We start from the raw sequence: 13,376 nt of genomic DNA, 5'->3' as shown, positions 1-13,376 counted from the left end.
GGACGTTCGGTCGGTGGCATGCGTTTCCCCGCCTCGTCCTCGTCCGGCAAGCACGCGAACGACGAGGTCGAGAGCATCGGGTGGACTCCGATCATGGAGGAGGCGCAGCGAGCGACCAACGTGCTGCATCCGGAGACGATGCAGCTCCCCCGCCCCGATCGACGGCGGATCATGACCGTGGCCAATCAGAAGGGGGGCGTCGGCAAGACCACGAGCACGGTGAACCTGGCCGCCGGGCTCGCGCTGCAGGGGCTCAACGTGTTGGTGATCGATCTCGACCCGCAGGGCAACGCGAGCACCGCCCTGGGAGTCGAGCACCGCTCCGGCGTGTCCTCGGTCTACGAGATCCTGCTCGGTGAGATCGGTGTCGCGGAGGCGGCGGTACCGAGCAAGCAGGCGGGGAATCTGCTGTGCGTGCCGGCCACGCTCGATCTGGCCGGCTCGGAGATCGAGCTCGTCACGATGGTGGCTCGCGAAGCCCGGCTCCGGGAGGCGTTGCGCCCCGAGGTGCTGGAGAAACTCGACGTGGACTACGTCTTGATCGACTGCCCGCCCTCGTTGGGCCTGCTCACGGTGAACGCGATGGTGGCCGCCCACGAGGTGGCGATCCCGATCCAGTGCGAGTACTACGCGCTGGAGGGACTCGGTCAGCTGCTCAGCAACATCGAACTCGTGCAGTCGCACCTGAACCCGTCCTTGTCGATTTCCACGATTCTGCTCACCATGTACGACGGGCGGACCAAGCTCGCCGACCAGGTGGCCGGTGAGGTGCGGCAGCACTTCGGCGAGTTGGCGTTGCGGACGGTGATCCCCCGTAGCGTGAAGATCTCCGAGGCACCCGGATTCGGTCAGACCGTTCTGACCTACGATCCCGGTTCCCGCGGTGCGATGAGCTACCTGGACGCCGCCCGCGAGATCGCGGAGCGCGGTATCGAGAGGGAGACGGCATGAACGAGCGGCGAGGTGGTCTGGGGCGGGGACTCGCGGCACTCATTCCGAGTGGCCCGGCGGAGGAATCCGAGCCGGAAACTCCCCCCGCCTCCCCCGGGAGCGTTCGGTTGCGCCCGGCCCCCGAGGAGGAGCACGAGGAGCCGGTTTCACGTGAAACCGGCGGCACCGTGGCTGGAGCGGTCTACCGCGAAGTGGACATCGCGGCGATCACGCCGAACCCGCGGCAGCCGCGTCAGGTCTTCGACGAGGAGGCGCTGGCGGAGCTGGAGCATTCCATCGGAGAGTTCGGGCTGATGCAGCCGATCGTCGTCCGCGACGTGGGCGACGATCGCTACGAACTCGTCATGGGAGAGCGCCGGTGGAGGGCGGCCGAGCGGGCCGGACTCGAGGTGCTCCCCGCGATCGTGCGTCCGGTCGAGGACGACGGCGCGCTGCTGCGCGACGCGCTGTTGGAGAACATCCACCGCGTGCAGCTCAATCCGTTGGAGGAGGCCTCGGCCTACCAGCAGCTGCTCGACGAGTTCGACGTGACGCACGACGAGCTCGCGGATCGCATCGGGCGCAGTCGCCCGGTCATCACCAACACGATCCGACTGCTGCGACTGCCGTTGCCGGTGCAGCGACGGGTCGCGGCGGGAGTGCTGTCGGCGGGGCACGCCCGTGCCTTGCTGACGCTGGAGGCTCCCGGCGATCAGGAGGAGTTGGCCGGCCGGATCGTCTCCGAAGGACTGTCGGTCCGGGCGACGGAGGAAGCGGTCACGTTGCGGAAGGGAACCGGGCCGGCCAAGTCCAAACCCGCGCCGCGCAAGCAGTTGGAAGCTCCGGGTTCGGAGGAACTGGCCGAGAAGCTTTCCGATCGGTTGGACACCAAGGTCCGCGTGGAACTGGGACAGCGCAAGGGGCGCATCGTGGTGGAGTTCGGCTCTTCCGAGGACCTGGAGCGGTTGGGCGAACTGCTGTTGCCGAGCAACGCCGATAACGTCGGTACGAGCCCCGAGCGATAATCCAAGGCCATTGCGTCACGGTGACGCTGGCTTGTTTCACGTGAAACCGATGGCGTCACTACGCAAGCCGGCCCGCGTGTCCCCTTGAGATCGCTTGTTCGATCAGGCCGGCGAACACTCCCCCGAGGGAGCGGTCGGCGGCCTCGATCGCCATCGGCAGCAGGGAGGTCTCGGTGAGCCCCGGGGAGACGTTGACTTCGAGGAAGTGCGCGGTGCCCTCCCGGTCGATGATCGCGTCGGTCCGTGAGACGTCTCGCAGTCCCAGCAGCCGGTGGGCCGCTATCGCCAGCTCCTCCGCGCTCGACGTGTCCAGCTCCGCCGGTACCCGGTAGCTCGTGAGGCCGGCGGTGTAGCGAGCGGCGTAGTCGTAGATTCCCCCGGCGGCCTCGATCTGCACCGCGGGCAGGGCCTCCGGGCCCTCCGGGCCGTCCACGACACCGATGGCGACTTCGGTGCCCTCGACGAGCTGCTCGACGAGCACGGTGTCCCCGTAGGACAGGGCCCCGACCATCGCCGAGGGAAGTTCCGCGGCTTCGCGCACCACCCTGGCACCGAGTGCGGAACCGCCCTGGTCGGGTTTGAGCATCAGTGGCAGTCCGAGCTTCGCCACCAGGGCGTCGATGACCGGCTGGGCACCGAGCTCCCGGAAGGTCGAGTGCGGCAGGGCGACCCAGTCCGGAGTGGTCAGTCCCGCTCGGCTGATCTCCGCCTTGGCCGTGGGTTTGTCCCACGCCCGCCGGCACGCGCTCGGATCGGTGCCCACGTGGGGAACGCCGGCCATGTCCAGGATCGACTGGATCGCGCCGTTCTCCCCCTCGCCACCGTGCAGTGCCACCACCACGGCGTCCGGACGTTCCGTGGCCAGCCGCGACAGCAGCATGCCGTCGGCGTCCCACTCCGTGACGGTCAGCCCCGCCGACCGCAGTGCGGCCGACAGGCGCCGGCCCGACCGAAGCGAGACCTCGCGTTCGTGGGAAAGGCCGCCCGACAGCACGGCGACCCAGCGATCAGCGGAAATATCGACCACTCCTCCACCTTGGGACGTAGTAAGTCCACTGCGCTCGTTCGACGAGCACAGTGGACCGGATCATGACGGGGAACCCTGCTGCCGACGGCGAATCAGGCGGTGTCGGGCGACGGTGTCTGCGGTCCCGTGGCCGGGCGTTTTCCCGTCGGACCGAAGGTGCGCACCAGGTCCAACTCGTCGGTGACGGTGTTGGCCAGGCGCCGCACGCCCTCCCGGATGCGCTCCGGGGTGGGATAGCAGAACGACAACCGCATCTGGCGGTTGCCGAACCCGTCGGCGTAGAAACCGGTGCCCGACGCGTAGGCGACGCGCTGGTTGACCGCGCGCGGCAGCATCTCCTTGGTGTCGATCCCCTCCGGGGCGGTGAACCACACGTAGAAGCCGCCCTCGGGGTGGGTCCAGTCGCTGCCCGCGGGCATGTGCTGCTCGAGCGCGCCCAGCATGGCGTCCCTGCGTTCGCGGTACTGCTCACGGAAGACCTTGATCTGGCCCTTCCAGTCGTGCGTGCTCAGGTACCGCGAGACGATCATCTGGTTCAGCGTCGGCGGGCACAGGGTGGCGGACTCGGCGGCCAGTACGAGCCTCTCCCGCACGGCGTGGGGCGCGAGCACCCATCCGACCCGCAGACCCGAGGCGAAGGTCTTGGAGAACGAGCCGAGGTAGACCACGTTGTCGGGGTCCTGCGAGCGCAGCGACGGATAGGTCTGGCCGTCGAAGCCGAGCAGGCCGTACGGGTTGTCCTCCAGCACGAGGATGCCGTTGCTGGCGCAGATCTCCAGGATCTCCGAGCGGCGCTCGACGGCCAGGGTCACTCCGGCGGGGTTGTGGAAGTTGGGGATCGTGTAGAGGAACTTGATGCGCTTGCCCTGCCGGTGCACCTCGTCGATGGTCTGGCGCAGCGCCTCCGGCTGCATGCCGTCGTCGTCCATGTCGACGTGCACGACGTCGGCCTGGTACGCGGTGAACGAACCGAGGGCACCCACGAAGGTCGGGCCTTCGGCGAGAACGACGTCACCGGGATCGACGAAGATCCGCGTGACCAGGTCCATCGCCATCTGCGAGCCGACCGTGACCATGACGTCGTCGGAGTGCGCGGAAATGCCCTCCAGCTCCATGATCTCGCAGATCTGCTCGCGCAGCTGCCCCACGCCCTGGGCGGAGCCGTACTGGAGCGCGGCCTGGCCGTCCTCGGCGATCAGTCGGGCGATCTCACCGGAGAGGGACTCCAGCGGCAGGGCGGCGAGATTGGGCATCCCGCCCGCCAGCGATACGACCTCGGGGCGGCTGGCGACCGCGAAGAGAGCTCGGATCTCGGAGGCCGTCATTCCCGCCGTGCGCCGGGCGTAGCGCTCGGTGTGCGCGTCGAGGGTGCGTGCCGGCGCCTGGTTCTCCGGCGACGTGGAGTGACTGTGGTGGCTTCCGTGATCGGACATGGTCGCGCTCCCGGGTTCGGTGGTGCGCCGGATCGACTCGGTCTGCGCCGTTATCGGCGATCCGGCGATTCTAACCAGCACATCGCTCACCCACCCTGTTCGTGTAACGTGCGCCTCCCCCGAGGTGTTCGGGGAGTAACGAACATCACTGTCCGTCGATGCTTTTCGAACGACTCGACGGGTGCTCGTTGGGCCGCCGTCCCACCGCGGTGTCTTGCTATGTTGAAGGCCACAGCAGGTGGCGACGTACTGATGCGCGCCGATCGTGGGAGGTCAGGTGTCTCGACGCATAGCGGGCATCACGCTGGACGAGCTCGACGAGTTGCCTTCGAAGTGCCGCCGGTGCGTGTTCTGGGAGCTCGCGCCGCACGTGCGGGAGCAGGCCGAGGAGTTCGGGCACACGGATCTGGAGAAGGAGGCCTGGGTCTCCAGCGTGCTCCTGGAGTGGGGATCCTGTGGGCGCACCGTCCACGTCGACGACGTGCCCGCCGGCTACGCCCTCTACGCTCCGCCGGCGGCGGTCCCCGGAGCCGCGTTGTTCCCGACCGGCCCCGTCAGCGCCGACGCGGTGCTGTTGACGGCGCTGCGCGTCACCGCTGATTTCGAGCGTGCCGGGCTCGGCCGCTTCCTGGTGCGCCACGTCGCCGAAGACCTCACCCGACGCGGCGTACAGGCGATTGAGGCCTTCGGAGACGCCACCGAGGACCCCGCGGGATGCGTCATCCCGGCGGGGTTCCTGCGGCAGGTGGGTTTCAAGACGGTCAGTCCCCACCACGAGTGGCCCCGGCTGCGGCTCGAGCTGCGCACGGCGATCAACTGGAAGGAGGACGTCGAGGCCGCGCTGGAACGGCTGCTGGACACCACGTCGGTGCGTACCGCCGAGCCGAGCTTCGATCGGAGGTAAGGGGGTTTGCCGGGTCGGCTCGCGTAGCGGGCCCGCCACAGGGGTCTCAGCCCCGGCGTGGCCGTCTCAGGCGCCCTCCGCGCGGGTGAACTCGTGGCGAAGCAGGTCGTCGAAGGTGAACGTCCCGGTCGGCTGGTCGTCCTCGCCCAGCAGGTAGAGCCGCTTCACCGCCACCAGCAGTGCCTCGGCGATCACGTCGCGGAACGCGGGGTCGAGCAGTCGGCGACGGTCCTCGATGTTGGTGAGGTACCCGGCCTCGACCCGGACCGCGGGCATCTTGGTCAGGCGGAGGACTTCCCAGGTCTTGGGATGGGTCCGGCAGTCCCGCATCCCCGTTCGGGCGATGATCTCTCGCTGCAGGAAACCGGCCAGCGCCTCGCCCACCGTCGACGTGGTGCCGTTGCCGGTCCCGAAGTGGAAACTGGCCACGCCCTGGGCCAGCGGTGACGGGTTGGCGTCCATGTGCAGCGACAGGAACAGATCGGCGCCCGCCTCGTTGGCGAAGGCCGCCCGGTCGGAGTCCGGGGGGCACGAGTTCGGGCCGCGGGAGATCAGCGCCTCCATCCCGGTGGCGACCATGCGGCCCTCCAGCCGCCGCGCGAAGTCCCACGCCAGGTCGGACTCGGTGATGCTGTCGTTGATCACTCCGTGATCGGTACCGCCGTGGCCCGGGTCGATGACGATGCGCTTGCCGCGCAACCGCGGTCCCGCGCGCCGTACTTTCTCCTGCTCACGCAGGTAAACCGGACGACCACCGCGCACCTTCGGCGCGAGCTGCTTGAGGGCGCGCATCGTCTGGGGGCCGCAGATGCCGTCGGCGTTGAGACCGTAGTCGCGCTGGAAGTTGCGCAGCGCCTCTTCGGTATCGTGGGCGAAAATGCCGTCCGGGCGGCCCGCGTCGTAACCGAGTTCGAGCAACCGCTCCTGAAGCGCGAACACGTCGTCGCCACTGACCGGTTTGGAGACCAGGAACGCCAGGGAACGGTCTCCGAGCCGCCAGCGCGCGTCCGTGAGGGCACGGTAGGTGGCCGGACCGACCACTCCGTCGGTGATCAGCCCTCGTTGCTGCTGAAAGGCACGCACGGCCTGTTCCATCGCGCCGTCGTAGGAGACGGGTTCCGGATGGCCGTTCGGTGCCGGTAGCAGACCCAGCGCGGCGAGAGTGTTCCTGATCTCGGCGACGGCCGGGCCGACATCACCGCGGTGGAGCAGCTGCATGCACTCCTCGCTCGATTCAGGCGCCGGAACGGACCGGCGCGAAGGATGATGGTTACCCCCCGGTATCCATTTTTGGCGTTTCGGCGGACCCTCGTGGAGTTATTGTGCCTTGCCGCTGTCGTTCCAGCGCTATGGGCCGCACGAACGCGGCAACACTCCACTGCGGTGCAGTTACTCAACGTGTCTACGTGGATTCCCCGTGCGCACGACGCGATCCCACCGTCCCCCCGTTGTCGGAGGGGCGATGGGATCGCGTTAGTGCGGCGCCTCACAGGGAGGCGGACTTCACAGGTATTCGGACAGATCGGACAGCAGCTGTGCCTTCGGCTTGGCACCCACGATCTGCTTGACCGGCTCGCCGCCGGAGAACAGCAGCATCGTCGGTACCGACATCACCTGGTAGTCGCGAGAGACGCTGGGGTTCTGGTCGATGTCCAGCTTCGCGATGGTGATCTTTTCCGGGTACTCGTCGGCGATCTCCTCCAGCACCGGGGCGACCATCTTGCACGGGCCGCACCAGGTGGCCCAGAAGTCGACCAGCACGGGGCGGTCACTGTCGAGGACCTCGGACTTGAAGGAATCGGCGTCCACGGTCACGGGTTTGCCGGCCATGTTCATCTCCCTTGACTTCGGTGATCTTCACCGGGTTTCGACCGGTGCGTTCAGCGGGTGGCCTCGGCGACGGGGGCTCCGTAGCCACCACCGACCTGCTCGGCGGCGATGTCGGCCGCGGGCGCGGCCTCCTGCTCGGCCAGCCAGCGCTCGGCGTCGATGGCCGCCGAGCACCCCGAACCGGCTGCCGTGACGGCCTGGCGGTAGGTCTTGTCGACCAGGTCGCCCGCCGCGAACACGCCGGGCAGGCCGGTGTGCGTGGAAGGGTGCCGCACGAGGATGTAACCCTCCTCGTCGACCTCCAGCTGGTCGCGGACGAGCTGGCTGCGCGGGTCGTGACCGATGGCCACGAACAGCCCCGTCACGGGCAGCTCGGACTCCGTGCCGGTGACCGTGTCGCGCAGGGTGATCCCGGAAACGGTTCCCTCGCCCTGCACCTCGGTCACGGTGGCGTTGGTGCGCCACTTGATCTTCTCGTTGGCCCGGGCCCGCTCCAGCATGATCTTGGAGGCGCGGAACTCGTCGCGACGGTGGACGATCGTGACCGACCGGGCGAAGCGGGTGAGGAAGGTGGCCTCCTCCATCGCCGAGTCACCACCGCCGACGACGGCGATGTCCTGGTCGCGGAAGAAGAAGCCGTCACAGGTCGCGCACGCCGACACGCCGCGCCCGAGCAGCCGCTCCTCGCCGGGGGCCCCGGTGTAGCGGGCGGCGGCGCCCATGGCGAGCACGACGGCCCTGGCCCGGTGCTGGACTCCGTTGGCCGTGAGCGTCTTGATCTCACCGGAGAGGTCCAGTTCCTCGACGTCCTCGGTGCGCAGCTCGGCGCCGAAGCGCTGTGCCTGAGCACGGAACTGCTCCATGAGATCGGGTCCCATGATGCCGTCCCGGAAGCCCGGGTAGTTCTCCACGTCTGTCGTGGTCATGAGTTCACCGCCGAACTGGGTGCCCTCGAAGACCACTGGTTCGAGCTCGGCCCGCGCGGCGTACACCGCCGCGGTGTATCCGGCTGGGCCGGAGCCCACGATGATCAGGTTCCGGACGTCGCCACTCACCGCGCCCCTTCCGTCGTCACGTGTACAGGTGGTGCGCGGCCTCTCGAGCGCGCACGTACCGGGTCAACGCGATCCTAGGCGTGTCTGTTCCCGCTGCCGACGGCTCCCGAACGGTGGGAGCCGCTCAGCCACCGTAGGTGGTGTCCGAGACGGTGGCCGGGTTGCCCGGGCCACAGTCGGGGCGGACCGCCAGCAGCCGGAACTCGCCGAGTTCGCCGGTGGTGAGGACGAAGAGCTGGGCCGGCTCGCCGTCGAGGGCGATCTCGCGCGCTCCGAGCGGATTCCCGCTCCCGATTCCGTTGGCCCGCAGGCAGCCGACGAGCCGTTCGGGGTCCGACAGCCCGCTGTACTGGTGCGTGCCCATCACCCGTGAGAACTGCTCCCCGTTCAGCGAGAGCTCGCCGTCGAGGGCGAGCGGTGCCTGTCCGGACGACGGCGGCGGGGCGGTGTTCAGATCGCCATCGTCGGGCACGAGCAACGTGGGGATGATGACGGCCGCGGCAGCGGCGGCGATACCGCCAAGCAGTCCGGCCCCCCACATCCGGCGACGGCGCCGCTGCCGTGCCCGGTCGATGTCGACGACCGGAGCAGCGGCGGAGTCCACCTGTTCGGCGGGGGGTCGTGGTGTCCGTGCCGATGCCTCTTCCCGGAGCGCGGCGTCGATGCGCACGGCGACGTCGTCGGGGATCGACAGCGGTGGTGGGTCGGCCAGCTCCGCGCCGGTGACCTCCAGCGCCGCCAGGATCTGCCGGGCCTCGGGGTCGGCCCGTACTCGGGGTCGCAGTTCGTCGGCCGTTTCCCGGTCGAGCACTCCCGCCTGGAAATCGGCCAGCAGTTCCGGGGACCACGGTGGCCCCTGCGGCGCTTCCCGGCGCCGATCCTCGCCACTCATCGTCCCTCCCGTCGACGTGCGTCCATCTCGTCAACTGGGACGTTTGCATTCGCACTCGGGTTCCGCAGATGTCCGAGAAGTTGCGCGAGTCGCACTCGCCCTCGCGCGCAGCGGCTCTTCACGGTTCCGTCGGCGATCGCCAGCATCCCCGCGACCTCGGAGACCGGGTACCCCTCGATGTCGACGAGCACGATGGCGGCGCGCTGGTCCTCCGGGAGGGACGCGATGGCGTCCTGCACCGCCATCCTGGTGTCGGAGTCGGCGAAGTCGTCCCTGGGCGCGGCCGGTTCGCGGGGGCCCTCGTCGGCCAACGGGACGGTGGGCCTGGACTGCCGTCGGCGGATGCGGTCGAGGCAGGCGTTGACCACGATCCGGTGCAGCCAGGTGCCCACCTGCGATTCGGCGCGGAACGACGCGGCGTTGCGGAATGCCGAGATCATGGCTTCCTGGAGCGCGTCGGCCGCGTCCTCGCGATCGCGCAGGGTGCGCAGCGCCACCGCCCACAGGCGATCACGATGTCGGCTGAAGAGCTCGCCGAAGGCATGCGGATCTCCGCGGTTGTGCGCCGCGAGGAGATCAGCATCCGAGCTGACGGGGACAGACACGGCTCAGCACTTTACTGACCACGAATCACGCCACATCCCCCACTCTGGGCAATCGCGTGAGCACGCACCCCGTTCGGCGGGGAGGCCCCTTTCGACGCGGCGGTGGAGCCGCCTGCGGCACGTACGCGGATCGCCCCCCGGTCCGCCACGCGGCCCTTTCGAAGGAACTCGCGGGCCCGTCAGGCCGCGGGCCTGCCCTTGACGGTGATCTCGTCGATCTGGGAGCTGTAGCGGCCGTTCTCGGTGAGCTTGGTGACCCACACCAGCACGTGGGAGGTCGGCTTGGAAGCCCGGACCGGAACGTCAGTGGTCCCGGCCTTGAGGTCGCCCTGCCCGATGACCTTGCTGCCCTGCAGGGACGGGTTGGTCCCCGACGCGGCGCGGATCTCGACGTGAGTCCCCGGACTGGGCGATTCGATGGTGACCTCGGTCACCTCGGTGGGGCGTTCCAGGGTCAGCACCAGGCCGATACCGCTCTTGAAGCCGGTGCCGAGCTGGTCGTTGTAGCCGTCGGTCTCCCAGTGCGTGCCGGGATCGCCGTCGATGACGTGTCCGGCGTCCTCGCGGTTGTCGCGGTTCTGCTCGGCCACGAACACGTCGGCCCCGGAGGCCGCGACCGGCCGCGCTTGCTCGGGCGTCGGCCGTGGCTGCTCGGTGACGCTCTTGTCCGGTCCCACCAACACCGAGGGGCCCGAGGTGGTCGGCCCGGTGAACATGCTGATGAGTCCGACGGTCATCCAGCTGATGACCAGCAGGGCCGCCACGGCCAGGACCGCGAAACTGATCATCAGCTTCTTGCGCTTGGAGCGGTCCGGTGCCGGGTCCTTGGTGCTCCACACCTCGTCGGAGCCGTCCTCGGCCGAGGACGCCGGCATGGTGGCGGTCGAGGAGTCCGAGTCGGCGTGCTGCTCCAGCACCCGCAGCACGGCGGCCCCGGTGCGGACGCCGCCGGTGGTGCCGGTCGAGTCGGGATTGCCGAGCGCGCGGACGGCCACGGTGGAGAGTTCCAGCGGAACGCTCGGCCGCAGGGTGCGCGGGGCGACGAGGACGCCGTCGGGGCCGACGGGTGCGGTCGGTGTCCCCTCGGGGCCACCGGACAGCGCCCATCGTCCGGTCGTCAACAGGTACAGCGCGGCTCCCAGTCCCCGCACGTCGTCGCTGGAGGTCGCGCGCGGCAGCGGCCCGGGAAAGGCCATCCGGATCTCCCCGTCGGCGGTGATCCGGACGCGCTGCGGGTGATCGGCACCGAGGACGAGCCCGGCGTGGTGGGCGGCCTCGATCGCCGCCGCGAGCGGGCGCAGCAGCCGGGCGGCGGTGCCCGGTGAGAGCGGTCCTTCCGAGACCAGGTCGAGCAGGTCGTTGCCGTGGGTCCACTCGGCGATGATCATGCCGAGAACGCCTTCCGGATCGTCCGGTGACTGGTTCACGACGTCGAGCACCCGTGCCACGCCGACGTGGTTGAAGGTACTGGCGTGCATCGCGCGTTCCAGGGTGCGGCGTGCGTTGCCGGCGATCTCGGAGTCGGCGCGGTCGCCCACGAGAATGGTCAGCGCGACATCCCGTCCGAGGACGCCGTCCTTGGCGCGCCACAATTGCGCGTCGCACCTGGTGTCCGAACCGACCTGCGCGAGCAGCCGGTAGCGACCGTGGTCGAGCACGGCACCAGGGGTCAGACCCTGGCGATGCGGCGCGTCACCGCCTTCGGTGTCGTCGTGTCCCGGGCCTGCCTGCTCGGTCGGTTTACCGCTCACCTTCCCGCTCCCGCTCCTTTTCGCTCCAATTGGGGGACACGGGCAGTCCCCTCCCCACGAAAAGAGACTTCCCGCTCGAGACTACGTGACGAGGATGTCAGCGACGACGGAGTACTCCGCCAAGTCGTCTCATCACCGGTTGCAGTTCGGCAACCTTCAACAGCCACATCACCGCGAAGACCGCCGCCAGTCCTATCGTGCCGCCGAAGACGAGTTGCAGCCACCCGGTTCCCGTACCGACCGGGCCCGGCACGAGTCCGTCGACTCCGATCCTGATCAGCCAGGCCACCGCCCCGCCGCACAGCGCGGCCACCAGCGTTTTGGAGAGCGTGGTCAGGAGGTCCCGCTCGTTCAGCGAGCCCAGCCTGCGGCGCAGCAGCGCCTCCCCGGCCACCCAGCCGAGCACGAAGCACAGCGAGTTGACGAAGGCCAGCCCCAGCACCACGTTCTCCGGGGACAGCAGGACCGGGCACAGGTAGGCCAGCGGAACCTTCACCGCCGTCATCAGCACCATGATCATGGTGGGCGTGCGGGCGTCCTTCATCGCGTAGAACACCCGCATCTGCATCATCGTGATCGCGTACGGCAGCAGCCCGAAGGCCGAGACCGCCAGTGCCAGTCCCAGCTGGTCGGCGCTCTGCTGGCTCTTTCCGACGGCGAACAGCGCGATCCCCAGCTGACTGCCGAGCGCGGTCATGACCGCGCTGATCGGCAGCAGCAGCACCGCCGAGAGCCGGTTGCCCATCGAGAGGTCCTCGACGACGCGCGCGTCGTCCCCGTCGGCGGCCGCGGCGCTCATGCGCGGCAGGATCGCCGTCATGATCGAGAACCCGAGGACGCCGTAGGGCAGCTGCAGCAGCAGCCAGGCGTTGCTGTAGACGGCCAGGCTGCCGGTGGTGGTGGCGACCTGGCTGATCGCCATGAGGCCGATCTGGCTGATCAGCACGTAGGAGACCATCCACGCGGCCAGCTTGCCGAACTCGTTGAGCCTGCTGTCCCACTCCCAGCGCCAGCGCAGCCGGAAGCCCGCGCGGCGCAGGGCGGGCAGCTGGATCGCCGCCTGGGCCACGACGCCGAGGGTCACCCCCAGCCCCAGGGTCAGCAGTTGGGCGTCGGTTATCTGCACCGAATCGGGGTTCCTGTCGCCGGGGAGCAGGGAGTAGACCCCGAGCGTGGCGAAGATGACCAGGTTGTGCACCACGGGTGCCCACGCCGGTGGGCCGAAGATCTGGCGCGACTGCAGGATCGCGCCGAACAGGGCGTTGAGGCCGTAGAAGAAGATCTGCGGCAGCAGCAGGTAGGCGAAGGAGGTGGCCAGCTCCCGGTTGGCCTCGCCGGAGTCGCTGACGTAGAGCGTGATCAGCACGGGGGCGGCGATCACGGCCAGCGCGGTGCCCACGACCAGCACCACGACCGACAGGCTCAGCAGCCGCTGGATGTAGGCCTGCCCGCCGTCGGAGTCCTCCTTCTGGGCGCGCACCAGCACCGGCACGATGACGCTGGTCAGCACCCCGCCGACGAGCAGCTCGAAGATGATGTTCGGAAGGTTGTTGGCCGCGGTGAACGAGCCGTTGACCACGCTCAGACCGACGATCCAGGCCAGCACCAGCTTCCAGCCGAAGCCGGTGATGCGGCTGATCAGGGTGGCGATGGCCATCGAGCCGGTAGCCTTGATCAGGGACTTCTTGCCGCCCCCCGCGTTACCGCCGGTTTCGTCGGAGCCCCCGACGGGGGTGATGACCCGGGTCTGCTCCTCCTGCTCGGAAGGCGCCTCGGCCACCGCCGGGATCGGTTCGGTCAGCTCGGCCCGCCAAGCGGACGACCCCGGGCGCGGCCGCTGGATCGGCTCCGTCGGGTGTGCGTCGGATGCCCCGCCGCCTCCGGTGTGCCCGTCTCGGTTCACCACGTAAGTCCTTCACTACCC

Annotated in this window: 12 protein-coding genes; 3 read left to right on the top strand and 9 right to left on the bottom strand. The window is 69.2% G+C overall.

What is annotated here, in order from left to right; genetic code table 11:
- The first annotated feature begins 18 nt into the window (after nucleotides 1–18).
- Together FHX42_RS24785 and FHX42_RS24780 are read left to right on the top strand one after the other, a co-directional pair.
- Nucleotides 19–951: a ParA family protein gene (locus FHX42_RS24785; protein WP_182546885.1), complete on the top strand. Its 933-nt coding sequence runs from the start codon at nucleotides 19–21 to the stop codon at nucleotides 949–951.
- Nucleotides 948–1,955, top strand: coding sequence for a ParB/RepB/Spo0J family partition protein (locus FHX42_RS24780; protein ID WP_182546884.1), 1,008 nt, complete (start codon nucleotides 948–950; stop codon nucleotides 1,953–1,955). The genes FHX42_RS24785 and FHX42_RS24780 overlap by 4 nt, the downstream gene beginning before the upstream one ends.
- A 58-nt stretch (nucleotides 1,956–2,013) precedes the next feature.
- On the opposite strand, the gene FHX42_RS24775 is transcribed toward FHX42_RS24780, so the two are convergent.
- Nucleotides 2,014–2,982 (bottom strand): D-alanine--D-alanine ligase family protein, encoded by a 969-nt coding sequence (locus FHX42_RS24775; RefSeq protein WP_328796726.1) that lies wholly within the window; start codon nucleotides 2,980–2,982, stop codon nucleotides 2,014–2,016.
- Nucleotides 2,983–3,074: 92 nt separating this feature from the next.
- Entirely contained in the window at nucleotides 3,075–4,415 is a 1,341-nt protein-coding gene (locus FHX42_RS24770; protein WP_182546883.1) for an aminotransferase-like domain-containing protein, read from the bottom strand.
- Between the two features lie 277 nt (nucleotides 4,416–4,692).
- On the opposite strand from FHX42_RS24770, the gene FHX42_RS24765 reads away from it, so the two are divergent.
- A complete protein-coding gene (locus tag FHX42_RS24765; protein ID WP_182546882.1) occupies nucleotides 4,693–5,319 on the top strand; it encodes a GNAT family N-acetyltransferase in 627 nt (208 codons plus the stop codon).
- 66 nt (nucleotides 5,320–5,385) lie between these two features.
- On the opposite strand, the gene FHX42_RS24760 is transcribed toward FHX42_RS24765, so the two are convergent.
- The 7 genes from FHX42_RS24760 to murJ form a co-directional block, all read right to left on the bottom strand.
- A complete protein-coding gene (locus FHX42_RS24760; RefSeq protein WP_182546881.1) occupies nucleotides 5,386–6,537 on the bottom strand; it encodes an N-acetylmuramoyl-L-alanine amidase in 1,152 nt (383 codons plus the stop codon).
- A gap of 285 nt (nucleotides 6,538–6,822) precedes the next feature.
- Nucleotides 6,823–7,149: a thioredoxin gene (gene trxA, locus FHX42_RS24755; RefSeq protein ID WP_182546880.1), complete on the bottom strand. Its 327-nt coding sequence runs from the start codon at nucleotides 7,147–7,149 to the stop codon at nucleotides 6,823–6,825.
- A 50-nt stretch (nucleotides 7,150–7,199) separates the two neighbouring features.
- Nucleotides 7,200–8,204 (bottom strand): thioredoxin-disulfide reductase, encoded by a 1,005-nt coding sequence (trxB, locus tag FHX42_RS24750; RefSeq protein WP_182546879.1) that lies wholly within the window; start codon nucleotides 8,202–8,204, stop codon nucleotides 7,200–7,202.
- A 124-nt stretch (nucleotides 8,205–8,328) separates the two neighbouring features.
- Entirely contained in the window at nucleotides 8,329–9,096 is a 768-nt protein-coding gene (locus FHX42_RS24745; RefSeq protein WP_182546878.1) for a hypothetical protein, read from the bottom strand.
- Nucleotides 9,093–9,701 (bottom strand): RNA polymerase sigma factor SigM, encoded by a 609-nt coding sequence (sigM, locus tag FHX42_RS24740; RefSeq protein ID WP_182546877.1) that lies wholly within the window; start codon nucleotides 9,699–9,701, stop codon nucleotides 9,093–9,095. Before sigM ends, FHX42_RS24745 begins: the two co-directional genes overlap by 4 nt.
- Nucleotides 9,702–9,880: 179 nt before the next feature.
- Nucleotides 9,881–11,452, bottom strand: coding sequence for a protein kinase family protein (locus tag FHX42_RS24735; RefSeq protein ID WP_182546876.1), 1,572 nt, complete (start codon nucleotides 11,450–11,452; stop codon nucleotides 9,881–9,883).
- Between the two features lie 97 nt (nucleotides 11,453–11,549).
- Entirely contained in the window at nucleotides 11,550–13,355 is a 1,806-nt protein-coding gene (murJ, locus tag FHX42_RS24730) for a murein biosynthesis integral membrane protein MurJ (RefSeq protein WP_328796724.1), read from the bottom strand.
- Nucleotides 13,356–13,376: the final 21 nt, after the last annotated feature.

It is taken from the genome of Halosaccharopolyspora lacisalsi (assembly GCF_014137975.1).
In the GTDB taxonomy this organism is placed as follows: domain Bacteria; phylum Actinomycetota; class Actinomycetes; order Mycobacteriales; family Pseudonocardiaceae; genus Halosaccharopolyspora; species Halosaccharopolyspora lacisalsi.
This window is presented reverse-complemented; position numbering and strand designations above follow the sequence as displayed.

Bases quoted from the DNA above. Each gene is read 5' to 3' on its own strand.
- FHX42_RS24785 (WP_182546885.1), top strand. From the start codon at position 19: ATGCGTTTCCCCGCCTCGTCCTCGTCCGGCAAGCACGCGAACGACGAG.
- FHX42_RS24780 (WP_182546884.1), top strand. From the start codon at position 948: ATGAACGAGCGGCGAGGTGGTCTGGGGCGGGGACTCGCGGCACTCATT.
- FHX42_RS24770 (WP_182546883.1), bottom strand. From the start codon at position 4,415: ATGTCCGATCACGGAAGCCACCACAGTCACTCCACGTCGCCGGAGAAC.
- FHX42_RS24760 (WP_182546881.1), bottom strand. From the start codon at position 6,537: ATGCAGCTGCTCCACCGCGGTGATGTCGGCCCGGCCGTCGCCGAGATC.
- trxA (WP_182546880.1), bottom strand. From the start codon at position 7,149: ATGGCCGGCAAACCCGTGACCGTGGACGCCGATTCCTTCAAGTCCGAG.
- FHX42_RS24745 (WP_182546878.1), bottom strand. From the start codon at position 9,096: ATGAGTGGCGAGGATCGGCGCCGGGAAGCGCCGCAGGGGCCACCGTGG.